Origin of the sequence: Klebsiella sp. WOUb02, from assembly GCF_050058015.1 — a bacterium.
GTDB lineage: Bacteria > Pseudomonadota > Gammaproteobacteria > Enterobacterales > Enterobacteriaceae > Klebsiella.
In genome coordinates this window covers 4145011-4162874 of record NZ_CP170110.1, presented here as the reverse complement: position 1 = coordinate 4162874, position 17864 = coordinate 4145011, and the positions used below count along the sequence as shown (strand labels likewise).

The 17864-nt window shown below is 58.3% G+C and carries 12 protein-coding genes and 2 pseudogenes; 8 read left to right on the top strand and 6 right to left on the bottom strand.

Features of this window, described 5'->3' with window-relative positions:
* Positions 1–10: 10 nt before the first annotated feature.
* Together envZ and ompR are read right to left on the bottom strand one after the other, a co-directional pair.
* A pseudogene (gene envZ, locus ABOC21_RS27205) lies at positions 11–1366 on the bottom strand (two-component system sensor histidine kinase EnvZ); the annotation flags it as partial.
* Complete coding sequence (ompR, locus tag ABOC21_RS27200) at positions 1363–2082, bottom strand: osmolarity response regulator transcription factor OmpR (protein ID WP_001157751.1); 720 nt, start codon at positions 2080–2082, stop codon at positions 1363–1365. The gene ompR and the pseudogene envZ, both read right to left, overlap by 4 nt.
* 247 nt (positions 2083–2329) lie before the next feature.
* On the opposite strand from ompR, the gene greB reads away from it, so the two are divergent.
* From greB to feoC, 5 genes are all read left to right on the top strand, one after another.
* Complete coding sequence (gene greB, locus ABOC21_RS27195; protein ID WP_426813947.1) at positions 2330–2803, top strand: transcription elongation factor GreB; 474 nt, start codon at positions 2330–2332, stop codon at positions 2801–2803.
* Between the two features lie 151 nt (positions 2804–2954).
* On the top strand, positions 2955–5270 hold the full coding sequence (locus ABOC21_RS27190; RefSeq protein WP_426813946.1) for a Tex family protein: 2316 nt from the start codon (positions 2955–2957) through the stop codon (positions 5268–5270).
* Positions 5271–5674: 404 nt separating this feature from the next.
* Complete coding sequence (gene feoA / locus ABOC21_RS27185; RefSeq protein ID WP_004868486.1) at positions 5675–5902, top strand: ferrous iron transporter A; 228 nt, start codon at positions 5675–5677, stop codon at positions 5900–5902.
* Positions 5903–5931: 29 nt separating this feature from the next.
* Complete coding sequence (gene feoB, locus ABOC21_RS27180; protein ID WP_426813945.1) at positions 5932–8250, top strand: Fe(2+) transporter permease subunit FeoB; 2319 nt, start codon at positions 5932–5934, stop codon at positions 8248–8250.
* Between the two features lie 10 nt (positions 8251–8260).
* The gene (gene feoC / locus ABOC21_RS27175; RefSeq protein ID WP_426813944.1) at positions 8261–8497 is read left to right on the top strand and encodes a [Fe-S]-dependent transcriptional repressor FeoC; all 237 of its coding nucleotides are present in this window, start codon (positions 8261–8263) and stop codon (positions 8495–8497) included.
* 49 nt (positions 8498–8546) lie between these two features.
* Here feoC and ABOC21_RS27170 read toward each other — a convergent pair whose 3' ends face one another.
* Together ABOC21_RS27170 and bioH are read right to left on the bottom strand one after the other, a co-directional pair.
* Positions 8547–8816: a YdgH/BhsA/McbA-like domain containing protein gene (locus tag ABOC21_RS27170; protein ID WP_426813943.1), complete on the bottom strand. Its 270-nt coding sequence runs from the start codon at positions 8814–8816 to the stop codon at positions 8547–8549.
* A 109-nt stretch (positions 8817–8925) separates the two neighbouring features.
* A pseudogene (gene bioH / locus ABOC21_RS27165) lies at positions 8926–9709 on the bottom strand (pimeloyl-ACP methyl ester esterase BioH).
* A 39-nt stretch (positions 9710–9748) separates the two neighbouring features.
* On the opposite strand from bioH, the gene gntX reads away from it, so the two are divergent.
* The 3 genes from gntX (at position 9749) to gntT (ending at position 12724) form a co-directional block, all read left to right on the top strand.
* Entirely contained in the window at positions 9749–10423 is a 675-nt protein-coding gene (gene gntX, locus ABOC21_RS27160) for a DNA utilization protein GntX (RefSeq protein WP_426813942.1), read from the top strand.
* A 58-nt stretch (positions 10424–10481) separates the two neighbouring features.
* Positions 10482–11057: a Fe-S biogenesis protein NfuA gene (gene nfuA / locus ABOC21_RS27155; RefSeq protein ID WP_045854024.1), complete on the top strand. Its 576-nt coding sequence runs from the start codon at positions 10482–10484 to the stop codon at positions 11055–11057.
* 350 nt (positions 11058–11407) lie between these two features.
* Complete coding sequence (gene gntT / locus ABOC21_RS27150) at positions 11408–12724, top strand: gluconate transporter (RefSeq protein WP_426813941.1); 1317 nt, start codon at positions 11408–11410, stop codon at positions 12722–12724.
* A 112-nt stretch (positions 12725–12836) separates the two neighbouring features.
* Here the strand turns inward: gntT and malQ are convergent, their stop codons facing one another.
* Together malQ and malP are read right to left on the bottom strand one after the other, a co-directional pair.
* Positions 12837–14927, bottom strand: a complete 2091-nt coding sequence (malQ, locus tag ABOC21_RS27145; RefSeq protein ID WP_426813940.1) for a 4-alpha-glucanotransferase — start codon at positions 14925–14927, stop codon at positions 12837–12839.
* Between the two features lie 10 nt (positions 14928–14937).
* Entirely contained in the window at positions 14938–17328 is a 2391-nt protein-coding gene (gene malP / locus ABOC21_RS27140; RefSeq protein ID WP_426813939.1) for a maltodextrin phosphorylase, read from the bottom strand.
* Positions 17329–17864: the final 536 nt, after the last annotated feature.

The window sequence follows — 17864 nt, the reverse complement described above, 5'->3', positions numbered from 1 at the left end:
GCGCTATCAGACTCTCTTTGCCCGGTCTCGCCGGCAGGGTGCGATGGACGGGGATCGGCAGCCATGCGCGAATCAACAGCCCGCCCCGCTCGCTGGAGCCGATCTCCAGCCGACCGTTATGGTTGTCGATAATACGCTGCACGATGGCCAGCCCCAGGCCAGTACCGCTGGTGCTGCGGGCGCTGTCGCCGCGCACAAACGGCTGGAACAGGTGCTCGCGCTGCTCCGGCTTGATGCCCGGACCATCGTCCTCGACCTGGAACCACGCGCTGCTTGCTTCACTTCCGCTGCTGACCTTAATCCAGCCGTTGCCGTAGCGCGCGGCGTTCACCACCATATTGGCCAGCGCGCGCTTGATGGACAGAGGATGGATGCGCAGCGGGATCTCCCCCGCCTGCAGGTCGGTGGCAATCTCGCGCTCATAGCCGCTTTCCGCTGCGATAACCTCGCCCAGCACCGAGTTCAGGTCCGCCAGCTCCATCGGCATCTCCTGCCCGGTACGCAGATAGTCAATAAACTGCTCGATGATGGCATTACACTCTTCGATGTCTTTATTGATCGACTCGGCAAGGTAACCATCTTCTGCCGCCATCATCTCCGTCGCCAGGCGAATACGCGTCAGCGGCGTGCGCAGATCGTGGCTCACGCCGGCCATCAGCAGCGTGCGATCGTCAGCCAACTGCTTAACGCCCGCGGCCATATGGTTGAAGGCGCGGGTCACCGAGCGGACCTCTGACGCCCCGTACTCGCGCAGCGGCGGCGGAATAATGCCCCGCCCAACCTGCAGCGCCGCGTGCTCAAGATCAACCAGCGGTCGGTTCTGAATACGGATAAAGAGCCAGGCGCCGCCAATCGCCAGCAGCATAATCGCCAGGGTATAGCGGAACAGCGGCGAGAAATCGCCCTGATGGATTTCCGTCAGCGGGACGCGCACCCAGATATTCGGAGAGAGCCAGGTTTTCAGCCACACCACCGGCGAGCTTTTGTTGACCTCGACCCGCACTTCGGTTGGCCCGCCAAGCTGGTGCGCCATCTGCTGGCTTAAAAATTCGTAATGCTGCGCCCAACGCAAACCCGCATCTTCCGCCGCTTCGTTGGAATAGAGCGAAATGCCCAGTTCCCGATAAATCTCGCGACGAAAGGCCGGAGGCACCACCAGCTGGGTGCCATCCTCGAGCTGCAGCTTATCGGTCATCAGCATACGAACTTCGTAGGCCAGAACCTTATTAAACTGCTGCAGACTCGGCAGGATCGCGAAATTCAGCACCACCAGATAGGTCGTCACCAGGCTGACGAACAGCAGGGTGACAATCAGCAGCAGGGTGCGAGCAAACGAACTTCGCGGCGAAAAGCGCACGCGTTTCATGCCTTAGAGCCGTCCGGTACGAAGACGTAGCCAAGGCCCCACACGGTCTGGATATAGCGCGGATGTGCCGGATCCTCTTCCACCATGCGGCGCAGGCGGGAGATTTGCACATCGATGGAACGCTCCATTGCCGAGTATTCGCGGCCGCGGGCAAGGTTCATCAGCTTATCGCGGGAGAGCGGCTCGCGCGGGTGGCTCACCAGCGCCTTCAGTACCGCAAACTCACCGCTGGTCAGCGGCATAGGCTCATCTTCACGGAACATCTCGCGGGTGCCGAGGTTAAGCTTGAATTTACCAAAAGCGATAACCGCCTCTTCCTGCGAGGGCGCGCCCGGCAGCTCATTCGCCTGACGGCGCAGCACGGCGCGGATACGCGCCAGCAGCTCGCGCGGGTTGAAGGGTTTGGGAATGTAGTCGTCGGCGCCGATCTCGAGGCCCACGATACGGTCAACTTCTTCCCCTTTCGCCGTCACCATAATGATCGGCATCGGGTTGCTCTGGCTACGCAGGCGACGGCAAATGGACAGGCCATCTTCGCCGGGCAGCATTAAATCCAGCACCATCAGGTGGAAGGACTCGCGGGTCAGCAGACGATCCATCTGTTCGGCGTTGGCTACGCTTCGAACCTGGAAGCCCTGCTCGGTCAGATAACGCTCGAGCAGCGCGCGCAGGCGCATGTCGTCATCGACAACCAGAATCTTATAATTCTCTTGCATTGTTTATACTCCCAAAGGTTCACTGCAATGGTCAGTGCGTATTCTCAAAAAAGCCCGTGCCGCCCACCAGCTAAATCTGGTATATATTCCAGGCTAAATTGTTACAAAGCATATTTAACAGCAGCTTAAGTATACATTTAATCATACGACACATTATTTATCCTGTCGGTATTATTACGCGCTACGAACCGTGCGCAGCAGCACAGAACCCTGCGCAATACCCGACAATCAGAAGGTAGAACGATTAATGAAAACGCCGCTGATTACCCGTGAAGGGTATGAAAAACTTAAAAAAGAGATGGACTATCTATGGCGCGAAGAGCGCCCTGAAGTCACTAAAAAAGTTACCTGGGCGGCAAGTCTTGGCGACCGCAGTGAAAACGCCGACTATCAGTATAATAAAAAACGCCTGCGCGAAATTGACCGCCGGGTACGTTATCTGAGCAAATGTCTTGAGAATCTGAAGATCGTTGATTACTCCCCGCAGCAGGAGGGCAAAGTGTTCTTCGGCGCGTGGGTTGAGATTGAAAACGATAGCGGCGACAGCAAGCGCTTTCGCATCGTCGGTTACGACGAAATCTTCGGCCGTAAAGACTATATCTCGATCGACTCGCCCATGGCCCGCGCCCTGCTGAAGAAAGAGGTCGGCGATCTGGCGATCGTCCAGACGCCCGCCGGCGAAGCCAGCTGGTACGTTAACGAAATTGAATACGTCAAATAGATCCCAAGGCTATCAGGCTATTTTATCTGCCGCTTTGCGCCCGGATTTATGCCCGGAAGATTCCGAGAGACCTCCGCCGCGACTGGCATTTTGCGGTGTCAGTCCGTATAACTATCCCCTGATTTTTTGATCCAGTAGATGAAACCAAGCCATGATGAATGATTCGCTCTGCCGCATTATTGCGGGTGAACTTCAGGCCAGGTCTGAACAGGTAGAAGCTGCCGTTCGCCTGCTTGATGAAGGGAACACCGTGCCGTTTATTGCACGTTATCGTAAGGAAGTCACCGGCGGTCTGGATGACACGCAGCTGCGTAATCTGGAAACCCGCCTCGGCTATCTGCGCGAACTGGAAGACCGCCGTCAGTCGATCCTCAAATCGATCGGGGAGCAGGGTAAATTGACCGATGCGCTGGAAAAAGCCATCACCACCACCCTAAGTAAAACCGAGCTCGAAGATCTTTATCTGCCGTATAAGCCCAAGCGCCGCACCCGCGGGCAGATCGCTATCGAAGCCGGGCTGGAGCCGCTGGCGGACCTGCTGTGGAACGACCCGTCCCACGACCCGGAAGCCGAAGCCGCCAAATTTATCAATGCCGACAACGGCGTGGCGGATACCAAGGCAGCCCTCGACGGCGCGCGCTATATCCTGATGGAGCGCTTTGCGGAAGATGCCGGGCTGCTGGCAAAAGTGCGCGACTATCTGTGGAAGAACGCCCATCTGGTCGCTACCGTGGTCAGCGGGAAAGAAGAGGAAGGCGCGAAGTTCCGCGACTACTTCGATCATCATGAGCCGATTTCAACCGTGCCTTCACACCGCGCGCTGGCGATGTTCCGCGGCAGCAACGAAGGCATCCTGCAGCTGGCCCTGAACGCCGATCCGCAGTTCGACGAGCCGCCGAAAGAGAGCCACTGCGAGCAGATCATTATCAGCCATCTCGGCCTGCGCCTGAATAACGCTCCGGCAGATAGCTGGCGTAAAGGGGTGGTGAGCTGGACCTGGCGCATCAAGGTCCTAATGCATCTCGAAACCGAGCTGATGGGCACCGTACGCGAACGCGCGGAAGATGAGGCCATCAACGTCTTTGCGCGCAACCTGCACGACCTGCTGATGGCGGCGCCCGCGGGGCTGCGCGCGACGATGGGGCTCGATCCGGGCCTGCGTACCGGCGTGAAGGTGGCGGTCGTTGACGGCACCGGCAAGCTGGTCGCCACCGACACCATCTACCCGCACACCGGCCAGGCGGCGAAAGCCGCGGTAGCGGTTGCCGGACTGTGTCAAAAACACAACGTTGAGCTGGTTGCTATCGGTAACGGCACCGCCTCGCGCGAAACCGAACGCTTCTTCCTCGACGTGCAGCAGCAGTTCCCGAAGGTCACCGCGCAGAAGGTGATCGTCAGCGAAGCGGGAGCGTCGGTCTATTCGGCCTCCGAGCTGGCGGCGCTGGAGTTCCCGGACCTTGACGTTTCCCTGCGCGGCGCCGTCTCTATCGCGCGCCGCCTGCAGGATCCGCTGGCCGAGCTGGTGAAGATCGATCCGAAGTCTATCGGCGTCGGCCAGTACCAGCACGATGTCAGCCAGACGCAGCTGGCGCGCAGGCTGGATGCGGTGGTTGAGGACTGCGTGAACGCCGTCGGCGTTGACCTCAATACCGCCTCCGTGCCGCTGCTCACCCGCGTCGCCGGGCTGACCCGCATGATGGCGCAGAATATCGTCGCCTGGCGCGATGAAAACGGCCAGTTCCAGAACCGCCAGCAGCTGCTGAAGGTGAGCCGCCTCGGCCCCAAAGCCTTTGAGCAGTGCGCGGGGTTCCTGCGCATCAACCACGGCGATAACCCGCTGGATGCCTCCACCGTGCACCCGGAAGCCTATCCGATCGTTGAGCGGATTCTGGCCGCCACGCAGCAGGCGCTCAAGGAGCTGATGGGTAACAGCAGCGAACTGCGCAACCTCAAGCCTGGCGAGTTCACCGATGAGAAATTCGGCGTCCCGACGGTGACCGACATCATTAAAGAGCTGGAAAAACCGGGCCGCGATCCGCGTCCGGAATTCAAAACCGCGAAGTTCGCTGACGGCGTAGAAACCATGAACGATCTGCTGCCGGGCATGGTGCTGGAAGGGGCGGTTACCAACGTCACCAACTTTGGCGCGTTTGTCGATATCGGCGTACACCAGGACGGCCTGGTGCATATATCATCGCTCTCGAATAAGTTCGTTGAAGACCCGCATACCGTGGTCAAAGCGGGCGATATCGTCCAGGTTAAGGTGATGGAAGTTGACCTGCAGCGTAAGCGTATTGCCCTGACGATGCGTCTGGATGAACAGCCCGGCGAGAGCAACGCGCGCCGCGGCGGCGAGCGCCCGCAGGGCAATCGTCCGCCGGCAAAACCGCGCGGCCGTGAAGCGCAGTCGAATGGCAATAGCGCCATGATGGACGCGCTGGCGGCGGCAATGGGTAAAAAACGCTAGCCCTCTCTTTGCCCTCCGTTCCGGGGGGCAATCTCCTGCTAATCGCTCAGCAATATTGCGTAAACGCTTCACGATAAATTCCAATAATCTGTTAATAAAGGCGAGCGCAAGTCTATTTATTAAATATTCATTTCATTAACCAATGAAACCTCAATTAAACAGTAATGTCAGAATGTAATATTTTATTTATTTACTCCTATCGCACAGACCTTGAGTCATATCAATAAAACAGCGAATTTCCGCACAAAGTCTATTATTACGCCAGTTATGTATTGATGATAAAAACTATTCTCATTATCATTATTTACAGTATCAATTCTTATTCGTTGGCTGTGCTCCCCGATACCGCACAGCCGCTGCTCACGATGAACTCTCGTTCAGTTAGCGATATACAAGTAGGCCCTATGCAATTTACTCCCGATAGCGCTTGGAAAATTACCGGTTTCTCTCGCGATATAAGCCCGGCTTATCGTCAGAAACTGTTATCCCTTGGCATGTTGCCTGGCTCCTCTTTTAACGTCGTCCGCGTGGCGCCGCTTGGTGATCCTGTTCATATCGAAACCCGGCGCGTGAGCCTGGTATTACGTAAAAAGGATCTTGATTTAATAGAACTGGAAGCGGTTGCACAATAACGCCCGGCCCGGTAATAAGAGTCTGAAATATGAAAAAGTTAACCATTGGTTTAATTGGTAATCCTAACTCCGGCAAGACCACCTTATTTAATCAGCTCACCGGCGCGCGCCAGCGCGTGGGTAATTGGGCCGGCGTGACCGTTGAGCGTAAAGAGGGAGCCTTTACCACCACGGATAATCAGGTCACATTGGTTGACCTGCCCGGCACCTATTCGTTGACCACCATCTCCTCGCAAACCTCACTGGATGAGCAGATTGCCTGCCACTATATTCTCAGCGGCGACGCCGATCTGCTGATTAACGTCGTCGATGCCTCAAACCTTGAGCGTAATCTCTACCTGACGCTCCAGCTGCTGGAGCTGGGGATCCCCTGCGTCGTGGCTCTGAATATGCTGGATATCGCCGAAAAGCAGAAAATTCGCATCGACGTCGACGCCCTCTCCGCCCGCCTTGGCTGCCCGGTTATCCCGCTGGTGTCGACCCGCGGTCGCGGTATCGAAGCCCTGAAGATGGCTATCGATCGTCACCACAAAAATGAAGAGATTGAGCTGGTGCACTATCCGCAGCCGCTGCTGCGCGAGGCGGAAAAGCTGGCGCAGGCCATGTCCCGGGACATTTCGCCGCGTCAGCGCTGCTGGCTCGGCCTGCAGATGCTGGAAGGCGATATTTATAGCCGCGCTTACGCCGGCGACGCCGCCGATAAGCTCGATGCCGCCCTTGCGAACCTGGGCAGCGAGATTAACGATCCGGCGCTGCATATTGCCGATGCCCGCTACCAGAGCATTGCCGCCATCTGCGATGCCGTCAGCAACACCCTGACCGCCGAGCCGAGCCGCTTCACCGCAGCAATGGATAAAATCATCCTCAACCGGGTGCTTGGGCTGCCCATTTTTCTGTTCGTCATGTATCTGATGTTTTTACTGGCCATCAACATCGGCGGCGCCCTGCAGCCGATATTCGACGCCGGATCGGTAGCTATCTTTATTCACGGCATTCAATGGCTGGGCTATACCCTGCATCTGCCGGAGTGGCTAACCGTATTCCTCGCCCAGGGGGTCGGCGGCGGCATCAACACCGTGCTGCCGCTGGTGCCGCAAATCGGCATGATGTACCTGTTCCTCTCCTTCCTCGAAGACTCCGGCTATATGGCGCGCGCGGCGTTCGTGATGGATCGCCTGATGCAGGCGCTGGGCCTGCCGGGGAAATCCTTCGTGCCGCTGATTGTTGGTTTCGGCTGCAACGTGCCGTCGGTGATGGGCGCGCGTACGCTGGATGCGCCGCGCGAACGGCTGATGACGATTATGATGGCGCCGTTTATGTCCTGCGGCGCGCGGCTGGCTATCTTTGCCGTCTTCGCCGCCGCCTTCTTCGGGCAAAACGGCGCGCTGGCGGTCTTCTCGCTGTACCTGCTCGGCATCGTGATGGCGATCCTCACCGGCCTGATGCTCAAGCACACCATTATGCGCGGCGAAGCCTCGCCGTTCGTGATGGAGCTGCCGGTCTATCACGTACCGCATATCAAAAGTCTGGTCATCCAGACCTGGCAGCGCCTCAAAGGCTTCGTGCTGCGGGCGGGTAAGGTCATTGTGATCGTCAGCATCTTCCTCAGCGCGTTCAACAGTTTCTCGATCAACGGCAGGCTGGTAGATAACATTAACGACTCGGCGCTGGCGTCGGTGAGCCGGATCATTACTCCGCTGTTTAAGCCGATTGGCGTTCATGAAGACAACTGGCAGGCGACGGTCGGACTGTTTACCGGCGCAATGGCCAAAGAGGTGGTCGTCGGCACGTTAAACACGCTTTACACCGCCGAAAACATTCAGAATGAAGCCTTTAATCCTCAGGAATTCCACCTCGGCGACGAGCTGCTGGCGGCGGCGGATGAAACCTGGCAGAGCCTGAAAAGCACCTTCAGCCTGAGCGTGCTGGCGAACCCCATTGAAGCCAGCAAAGGCGATGGCGAAATGGAAACCGGTGCCATGGGGGTGATGAGCAGCAAATTCGGCAGCGCCGCCGCGGCGTATAGCTACCTGATTTTCGTCCTGCTCTATATCCCGTGTATTTCGGTGATGGGCGCCGTCGCCCGCGAATCAAGCCGCGGCTGGATGTCGTTCTCCATTCTCTGGGGGCTGAACATCGCTTACTCGCTCTCCACGCTCTACTATCAGACCGTGAGCTTTAGCCAGCACCCGCGCTACAGCCTGGCGTGCATCCTCGCCGTCGTGCTGTTCAACGTCGTGCTCTTTGGCCTGCTGCGCCGCGCGCGCAGTCGGGTCGACGTCTCGCTGCTGGCGACACGCAAAACGCCGTCGTCGTGCTGCCAGAGCCCGGCCGGCGATTGCCACTAAGGAGCGATAAATGGCGTCGTTAATTGAAGTACGCGATATGCTGGCTCTGCAGGGGCGTATGGCGGCCGCGCAGCTCAGCGCCCGCCTGCAGGCGCCGCAGCCGCTGATTGACGCCATATTGGGTCGGCTCGAAGCCATGGGTAAGGTTCAGCGGATCGCCCTGGACCCTGAGGAATGCCTGTCCGGCAGCTGCAAAAGCTGCCCGGAAGGAAAGGCCTGCTTACAGGAGTGGTGGTCGCTGCGTTGAGGGCTGGTGAAGAACAGGAGAAGCGGGTCCAGAGGACCCGCCTGGCGGATTATTTATAGACGTCGGCGTTAGCGTGAACCGTTTTTTCGTTCTTCTCACCGGCAATCACCACGAAGTATTTACCGCCGAGCTCATCCGCCTTTTTCGACAGATCGCGCTTCGCGTCCATCGGCGAGGTCGTATTAGCGGTGGTAATGCTGCCGATTTTCGTCAGATTCATCGACGCCACTTCATCTTTTTGAATCTCTTTCGCCGCAAAGGCGCCAAAAGACAGGGTTCCAATCACCAGAGATGCAACAATACTCGTTATAGGTTTCATAGTTTCAATGCTCCAGAAGGTTGTTTTTATAGATCGCGAAGACGACGGCTATCATCCTTCCCCGCGACCCTCTAAGTATTACCGGGAGCCTGATTTTTGCCACAGCGCGCTAAAACGAATGGCTCAGCCTGCTTTTTAGCGCCAGCAGCGTGTCGCAAAACGCCTGCGGATGCGAAATAAACGGCGCATGCGCCGCCTTGTCGAAGACCACGGATTCACTCTTTTCCCACAGCGTATCAAGAAGAGGGACGATTTTGCGCGGCACCAGACCGTCCAGGCGACCGTACAGCCGCAGGAAAGGCAGCGGCAGCGCGGCCAGCGGCTGGCGCAAATCGGCGGTTTTGAGGATTTCCAGGCCGCCGTTCAGCGCCGCTATCGACGGCATCGGTAGCGACAGGACGGTGTTTTTCAGCGCCCGGGCATCCTGGCGCGCGCTTTCGGTTCCCATGGTTTGCAGGGCCAGAAAACGCTCAACGGTACGCTGAAAATCGTCGCCGAGCTGTTGCTGAAAACCGCTCAGCACTTCCGGTTTAATGCCCGGCCAATCACCATGAGCGCTGAAGCTCGGGGACGACGCGACGGTAACCAGTGCCAGCACGCGCTGCGGATGCTGCAGGGCTATCTGGCTTGCCACCAGGCCCCCCAGGCTCCAGCCCAACCAGATGGCCTGCTCGGGGGCTTTTGCCAGCACCCGCTGCGCCATCTCCTCCAGCGACAGCGCGCCGAAGCCGCTGCTGCGACCGTAGCCCGGCAGGTCAACCACATGCAGCGTGAAGTGCGAAGCCAGTCTGCGGCGTAATGCAATCCCACACCCCGGCATTCAGTCCCCATCCGTGCAGCAGCACAAGATGACACTTCCCTTCGCCCACGGTTTGCCACCAGATGTCGTTCATCAGCTATCGTTCTCTTTTCACCAGATATGAGGGGGAAATATGCTAACAGCACACGGCTTATGCTGGCTATGCCAAATGCCGCTGGCCATAGCCAGCTGGGGATTTTGCTCCCGCTGCGCCGCATCGCTGGCGTCCCGGCTGCCGCGGTGCCCGCGCTGCGGCCTGCCCGCCGGCGTCGACACCGCACCCTGCGGACGCTGTATCCAGGATCCGCCGCCGTGGCAGCGGCTGGTAGCCGTCAGCGACTACCTCCCGCCGCTAAGCGGCCTGATCCATCAGCTGAAATTTACCCGACGCCCGGAGCTGGCCCCGGCGCTGGCTCGCCTGCTGCTGCTGCGTATCCGCCAGAGCGAAGGCCTGCCTCCTGTGGATCGGATTGTCGGCGTCCCGCTGTGGCAGCGGCGGCAGTGGCGGCGGGGTTTTAACCAGAGCGACCTGCTGTGCCGCCCGCTGGCCCGCTGGACGCGCGCCGCCTGGCGCAGCGACGCTCTGCGGCGCAGCCGCCCTACCGGAACTCAGCGCCAGCTCACCGCGAGGCTGCGCAAACGGAACCTGAAAAATGCGTTTCAGCTTGAATTATCCGTTCAGGGCCACCATATCGCCATTGTGGATGATGTCGTCACAACCGGAAGCACCGTCGCCGAGATATCCCGCCTGCTTTTGCGAAACGGCGCCGCGACGGTTCAGGTATGGTGTATATGCCGTACCTTGTAGACCCCTGCTGATGGGCGTATAATAACCCAGTAAAATAGTCAACTATTAGGCCAACGCTATGATCCGTATTTCCGATGCTGCACAAGCGCACTTTGCCAAACTGCTGGTAAATCAGGAAGAAGGGACACAAATTCGCGTATTTGTGATTAATCCCGGCACCCCAAACGCTGAGTGCGGCGTATCCTACTGCCCACCGGATGCGGTGGAAGACACCGACACGACGCTGAAGTTTGAGCAGCTGACCGCCTACGTCGACGAACTCAGCGCGCCGTACCTGGAAGACGCCGAAATCGACTTCGTGACCGATCAGCTTGGCTCCCAGCTGACGCTGAAAGCGCCAAACGCCAAGATGCGTAAAGTCTCCGACGACGCGCCGCTGATGGAGCGCGTTGAATATATGCTGCAATCGCAGATCAACCCGCAGCTGGCCGGCCACGGCGGTCGCGTGACGCTGATGGAAATCACCGAAGACAACCTGGCGATTCTGCAGTTCGGCGGCGGCTGTAACGGCTGCTCAATGGTCGATGTGACCCTGAAAGAAGGGATCGAGAAGCAGCTGCTGAACGAATTCCCGGACCTGAAAGGCGTGCGCGATCTGACCGAGCATCAGCGCGGCGAGCACTCCTACTACTAAGCCGTCCGCCATACCGCACTCCCCAGCCCGGCCGGACTTTTGCCGCCGGGCCGCCCCTTCTGGCGTTCCCCCTCCCGCTTGATCGTTAGTCGTACCGGCAAACACCCCGGGAAAGAGTATGACTTAAGTCTCATATTTAAAATATTCACCGCCAGGGTGATTCTCAATCTTCATATGTTACCCGTATCATCTCTCTCAGGCTCTGCTGCTGTAAAAATAGCCAGCTATCCTTTCTGATAAGAAGTGATAGTCGATTTTATGGCGCCACACAGTTTGTATCCCCGCCCGGAGCAAACGAAATCAGATTGACGTTTTACGTTACCCATAACAAATGAAAGGCCAGGTAAATTATGCCATTAGTCATCGTTGCTATCGGGGTCGCCCTGTTATTACTGCTGATGATCCGCTTCAAAATGAACGGCTTCATCGCTTTGATTCTGGTGGCGCTCGCCGTCGGACTCATGCAGGGCATGCCTCTGGATAAAGTTATCGTATCCATCAAAAACGGCGTCGGGGGCACTCTCGGCAGCCTCGCGCTGATCATGGGCTTCGGCGCAATGCTCGGCAAGCTGCTGGCGGACTGCGGCGGCGCGCAGCGCATTGCCACCACGCTTATCGCTAAATTTGGCAAAAAGCACATTCAGTGGGCGGTAGTCCTGACCGGCTTTACCGTTGGTTTCGCGCTGTTCTATGAAGTGGGCTTCGTCCTCATGCTGCCGCTGGTGTTCACCATCGCCGCATCGGCCCGCATCCCGCTGCTGTACGTTGGCGTTCCGATGGCGGCCGCGCTCTCCGTTACCCACGGCTTCCTGCCGCCGCACCCGGGCCCGACGGCGATCGCCACCATCTTCCACGCCGATATGGGTAAAACCCTGCTCTACGGTACGCTGCTGGCCATCCCGACCGTGATTCTCGCCGGTCCGGTCTTCGCCCGCTGCCTGAAAAACATCGATAAGCCGATTCCGGAAGGCCTGCATAACCCGAAGACCTTCACTGAAGAAGAGATGCCGGGTTTTGGCGTCAGCGTCTGGACCTCTCTGGTGCCGGTGGTGCTGATGGCGACGCGCGCCGTTGCTGAAATGGTGCTGCCGAAAGGCCATGCGTTCCTCTCCTGGGCCGAGTTCTTTGGGGACCCGGTGATGGCAACGCTGATCGCCGTCCTGATTGCCCTGTTTACCTTTGGCCTCAACCGCGGCCGCTCGATGGAACAGATCAACGAAACCCTGACCTCGTCGATTAAAATCATCGCCATGATGCTGCTGATTATCGGCGGCGGCGGCGCCTTTAAGCAGGTTCTGGTTGATAGCGGCATGGATAAATATATCGCCTCGATAATGCATGAATCCAACATGTCCCCGCTGTTTATGGCGTGGTCAATTGCGGCAGTGCTGCGCATTGCGCTGGGTTCGGCGACCGTCGCGGCCATTACCGCGGGCGGTATTGCGGCTCCGCTGATCGCCAGCACCGGCGTCAGCCCGGAGCTGATGGTTATCGCCGTGGGCTCCGGTAGCGTGATTTTCTCCCACGTCAACGACCCGGGATTCTGGCTGTTTAAGGAATACTTCAACCTGACCATCGGCGAGACCATTAAGTCGTGGTCGATGCTGGAGACGATTATCTCCGTCTGCGGCCTGGTAGGCTGTCTGCTGCTGGGAATGGTTGTGTAAAGCAGTAAGCATGAAAAAGGCCGGGTATGCGTCACGCTACCCGGCCTTTTTATTTATCGCCTTAGCCGCTTCCCCGGCGACGAATAACCGCCGCCGGGGAAGCGCGATCTCACTACGCTTTCTTCTTTGCCGCCGCCCTGCGGCGCTTGTCTAAATCCTTGATCAGCTTATTGACCTGCGCATCGGCAAACATCTGCTCAAGCGAAGTCGAAAGCTTACGCCGCCAGTTCGGGTACTCGGTGCTGGTGCCCGGAATGTTCACCGGCGAAGCCATCTCCAGCCAGTCCTCCGGCTGCAGGCCCAGCAGCGCGCTATTGCTGTCGGCAATGTAGCGCTGCATCCCGCGGTTGAGGGTCGAGGTCATCGTCATCAGCGACGCTTTGTGCCCGGCGCGCTTGGGCAGACAGCCGTACTGATGCAGCGCATCCAGCAGCCCCTGCTTCGCCAGCTCCCGGTCCTGGTACAGCCCGCGCAGCACCACTTCATCCGGATAGAGCCCCAGAGATTTGCCAAGCGTCAGGTCGCCGCTTTCCCAGTAGCCGCGCAGCGTTGGCAGGTCATGCGTTGTCGCCACCGCCATCGACTGCTCCGGATAGTTCTGCGGCGCACGGAACGTCTTCTCATGGTCATTTTCAAAGTACAGCACCTTGTAGGAGTAGACGCCGCTCTTACGCAGCTTGCTGACAATTTCCACCGGCACGGTGCCGAGATCTTCACCGATCACCATACAGCTATGGCGCTTGCTCTCCAGCGCCAGAATAGACAGCAGATCGTCGACCGGATACTGGACGTAGGCACCGTGATCGGCGGTTTCGCCGTACGGGATCCACCACAGACGCAGGACCGACATCACGTGGTCGATGCGCAGCGCGCCGCAGTTTTGCATATTGGCGCGCAACAGCTCGATAAACGGCTCGTAGGCGCGGGAGACGATGATATGCGGATCCATCGGCGGCAGGCCCCAGTTTTGCCCGAGCGGCCCGAGAATATCCGGCGGAGCGCCAACGGAAGCCTTCAGGCAGTAGAGCTCGCGATCGCACCAGGTTTCAGACCCGCCCTCCGCCACGCCAACCGCCAGGTCGCGATAGAGACCAATCGGCATCGCATCGCGCTGGCTGGTGTGCCAGCAGGAGGCAAACTGCGAACAGGCCAGCCACTGCAGCCAGAGGTAAAAATCCACCTCATCGGCGTGTTCAGCACAGAAAGCCTTCACCTCCGGGCTGGAGATATCCTGGTACGCCTTTGGCCAGGTCGGCCAGCCCCAGCGCAGCGGATCGAGCTGGACCTGCCGCGCGTGCAGCGCATCATACGCCGCCTGCCAGTAGAGGCTTTCCCCTTCGCGCAGAACGAACTGACGGAACTCCGTCATCGCCTCATCGCTGCGGGCCGAGAAACCTTTCCAGGCCATGCGCAGCGCGGTCATTTTCAACGTCGTGACGGCGGTGTAGTCAACGTCATCCGCCTGTCGCGCCGCCCGTAAAGCCTGCTGGGTCGCCGGCAGCTGCCACCACGCCTGCGCCTCTTTGCTCAGGCGGAAATCTTCAACCGCGTTAACGTCGATATAGATAACGTTCAGCCAGCGGCGCGAGGAGGGGCTATACGGACTGGCGCTTTCCGGGTTAGCCGGATAGAGCGCATGAATCGGGTTGAGGCCAATGAACGCTCCGCCTCGCTGAGCGATTTCCGGCAGCATCGCGCGCAGATCGCCGAAGTCGCCGATCCCCCAGTTTTTTTCCGAACGCAGCGTATACAGCTGTACGCAGGCGCCCCACAGCTTTTGTCCCTCTTTCAGGGCCTGCGGCTCGTAGCAGCGCGCCGGGGCGACAATCGCCCGACAGTGCCAGCGGTCGCCGTCCCGGGTGAGGGTCAGAATATGGTAGCCTTCCGGCAGCTTCGTCGGCAGCGACAGCGTGGCGCCGCCTTTTACCTGCCCCTGATACTGCTTGCCTTCTTCGGTGGTAAGGATCCACTGAAACTCACCGTGCCCGGCCACCGGCAGCGACATTTTTTTGCCGTGGGTGAAAACCTGTACATTCGGCAGCGGATTAACCGCCGCCTGCGCGGCGGTTGTCGTACGGTGCATCGCATCAAGCAGACGCTGCTTGGTCACCGCGGCAATCGACTGCGGCTTGCCGTGGGCGTTGATGTAGCTCGGGCTGATCCCCGCCGCCAGCGCGGCGTTATCAAGGCGTTTCGTCTCCATAGGCCTGTCCTTAGCGTTTTGCCTGCCAGATACGTTGCTGATAATCGCGAATTGAGCGATCGGAGCTGAACATGCCGCAGCGGGCGGTATTCAGAATCGTTGCCCGGGTCCAGGCATCCTGGTCACGGTACAGCTCATCCACCTGCTTCTGCGCGGCCACATAGGCCGCAAAGTCGGCCAGCACCAGGTACGGATCGCCGCCTTTAAGCAGGCTATGCAGCATCTGGTCAAAGGCGTGCTTATCGCCGTCGCTGTACTTACCGCTTTCCAGCTCTTTCAGCAACGCGTCCAGCAGCTTGTCTTTCTTACGCCATTTCAGCGGATCGTAGCCCTTCGCCTTCAGCGCCTTCACTTCTTCCACGGTATTACCGAAGATAAAGATGTTTTCCTCGCCCACCTGCTCGGCGATTTCAACGTTGGCGCCGTCCAGCGTACCGACGGTCAGCGCGCCGTTCAGCGCCAGCTTCATGTTGCCGGTACCGGAGGCTTCTTTACCCGCCGTCGAGATCTGTTCAGAGACGTCCGCCGCCGGGATCAGCATTTCCGCTGCCGACACGCAGTAGTCCGGCAGGAAGACCACTTTCAGCTTATCGCCAACCAGCGGATCGCTGTTGATGGCCTGCGCCACCTTGTTGATCGCGAAAATAATATTCTTCGCCAGATAGTAGCCCGGCGCCGCCTTCGCGCCGAACAGGAATACGCGCGGTACGCGGTCGGCCTGCGGGTTTTCGCGAATCTCTTTATAGTGCGCCAGGATGTTCAGCAGATTGAGGTGCTGACGTTTGTACTCATGCAGGCGCTTAATCTGGATATCAAAAATCGCCTGCGGGTTAATATCGATTCCGGTACGGGCCTTCACAAATGCGGCGAGGCGAACCTTATTGGCCTGCTTAATCTCGCGATAGCTCTGGCGGAACGCCGCATCATCGGCGTACTTTTCCAGATTAATCAGCTGGTCGAGATCGTTAGCCCACTCTTTTTTCAGCGATTTATCGAGCAGCGCGGCCAGAGCCGGGTTGCACTGTTTGATCCAGCGGCGCGGCGTGATGCCGTTGGTCACGTTGTGGAATTTGTTCGGCCACAGCTGGTGATATTCCGGGAACAGATCCTTCACCACCAGCTCGGAGTGCAGCGCGGCTACGCCGTTTACCGCAAAACCGCTGACTACGCACATGTTGGCCATGCGCACCTGCTTGTCATGCACCACCGCCAGCTTAGCCCATACCTGCTCATCGCCGGGCCAAGTTTTATCCACCATCGTCTTAAAGCGGGCGTTGATCTCTTTGATAATCTGCATATGGCGCGGCAGCAGCGCTTTGACCAGCTTCTCGTCCCAGCACTCCAGCGCTTCGGGCATCAGCGTATGGTTGGTGTAGGCGAAGGTTTTACTGGTGATTGCCCACGCGTCGTCCCAGCTCAGCTGGTGCTCATCGAGCAGCACCCGCAGCAGTTCAGGGATCGCAATCGTCGGGTGGGTATCGTTCAGCTGAATCACTTCATAATCCGCCAGCTCGGCCAGCTTACGGCCCGCCAGGTGATGACGACGCAGAATATCGGCAACCGAGCAGGCGCACTGGAAGTACTGCTGCATCAGGCGCAGCTTTTTCCCGGCCTGGTGGTTATCGTTCGGATAGAGCACTTTGGTCAGCTTTTCCGCGTCGATACCCTGCTGCTCGGCGCGCAGGAAGTCGCCGTCGTTAAATTTCGTCAGGTTAAACGGGTGCGCGTGCTTAGCCTGCCACAGGCGCAGCGGCTGGGCGACGTTGTTACGATAGCCCAGCACCGGCAGATCCCAGGCTTCGCCGGTAATGACAAACGCCGGCTGCCAAAGCCCGTTTTTCGAGACCTTGCCGCCTAATCCTACCCCCACGTCAAGCTGCTCGTTGTGGCGGAACCACGGATAGCCGCTGCGTCCCCAGTCATCCGGCGCTTCCGCCTGCTGGCCGTCGTCGAAAGATTGACGGAACAGACCGTATTGATAGTTCAGGCCATAGCCGGTTGCCGACTGGCCGACGGTGGCCATCGAATCGAGGAAGCACGCCGCCAGGCGCCCCAGACCGCCGTTGCCAAGGCCCGGATCGATCTCCTCTTCCAGCAGGTCGGTCAGGTGAACGTCATGCGCCTTCAGCTCATCGCTGACCCCCTGATACCAGCCAAGGTTAAGCAGGTTGTTGCCGGTCAGACGGCCGATCAAAAACTCCATCGAAATGTAGTTAACGTGGCGCTGGCCTTCCGCAGCCCTCGCCGCCGGCTGCGCGGCCAGCAGCTCGGCTAACGCGCCGCTCACCGCACGCCACCACTGACGCTGGGTCATCTCAGAAGCGGCCTGTAGGCCAAAATGCTGCCACTGACGCGTCAGTGCAGCCTGAAACCGATCTTTGTTAAAAGAAGTCTGTGACATAGGAAATCCGGGTCCTTTACTAAAACGTTAGCGTTAGTGTGCCGACCTCCCGGCGCAACGTCCTCATCCCGGCGGGGATTAGCCAGGGAGGAGTAGCAGGGATGAGCAAAAAGTGTGATCGCGGCCACTATAACAGTAGCCTCCGGCTAAAAAGATGCTGCAAAATTCGCCGCTTCGAAACAATATATCGCTCAATTACCGTGCTAACAGATTTGTTACAGGCCACTACCGCGCGAATGAATAAAACAAGCCTTTTGTAATAATCCGCAAATAACAATTAGCTCCCCAGCAAAATAAGCATGTTTGATGAAGTAAATACGGCAAAGAGATTACTTGTCAGAATTAACTGACATTAACTTAATAAAAACAAACAACTACAAAAAATGGGAATAAAAGTGATTTCCCGGCAGGCAGAAGTGGAGCAAACCCAGACGGCATGCACACTGGTACCGGTTTTAGGATGCTGACGATCTTATTGAGAATTTGTGACACGGTGCAAATTCAAGAGCATAAAATTCGGACATAACTTGCAATAA

Excerpts from the sequence above, each read along its gene's own strand:
- malP (WP_426813939.1), bottom strand. The coding sequence starts at position 17,328 with ATGTCACAGACTTCTTTTAACAAAGATCGGTTTCAGGCTGCACTGACG.
- ABOC21_RS27170 (WP_426813943.1), bottom strand. The coding sequence starts at position 8,816 with ATGAAACCTATAACGAGTATTGTTGCATCTCTGGTGATTGGAACCCTG.
- malQ (WP_426813940.1), bottom strand. The coding sequence starts at position 14,927 with ATGGAGACGAAACGCCTTGATAACGCCGCGCTGGCGGCGGGGATCAGC.
- ompR (WP_001157751.1), bottom strand. The coding sequence starts at position 2,082 with ATGCAAGAGAATTATAAGATTCTGGTTGTCGATGACGACATGCGCCTG.
- gntX (WP_426813942.1), top strand. The coding sequence starts at position 9,749 with ATGCTAACAGCACACGGCTTATGCTGGCTATGCCAAATGCCGCTGGCC.
- gntT (WP_426813941.1), top strand. The coding sequence starts at position 11,408 with ATGCCATTAGTCATCGTTGCTATCGGGGTCGCCCTGTTATTACTGCTG.
- greB (WP_426813947.1), top strand. The coding sequence starts at position 2,330 with ATGAAAACGCCGCTGATTACCCGTGAAGGGTATGAAAAACTTAAAAAA.
- feoC (WP_426813944.1), top strand. The coding sequence starts at position 8,261 with ATGGCGTCGTTAATTGAAGTACGCGATATGCTGGCTCTGCAGGGGCGT.
- feoB (WP_426813945.1), top strand. The coding sequence starts at position 5,932 with ATGAAAAAGTTAACCATTGGTTTAATTGGTAATCCTAACTCCGGCAAG.
- nfuA (WP_045854024.1), top strand. The coding sequence starts at position 10,482 with ATGATCCGTATTTCCGATGCTGCACAAGCGCACTTTGCCAAACTGCTG.
- ABOC21_RS27190 (WP_426813946.1), top strand. The coding sequence starts at position 2,955 with ATGATGAATGATTCGCTCTGCCGCATTATTGCGGGTGAACTTCAGGCC.
- feoA (WP_004868486.1), top strand. The coding sequence starts at position 5,675 with ATGCAATTTACTCCCGATAGCGCTTGGAAAATTACCGGTTTCTCTCGC.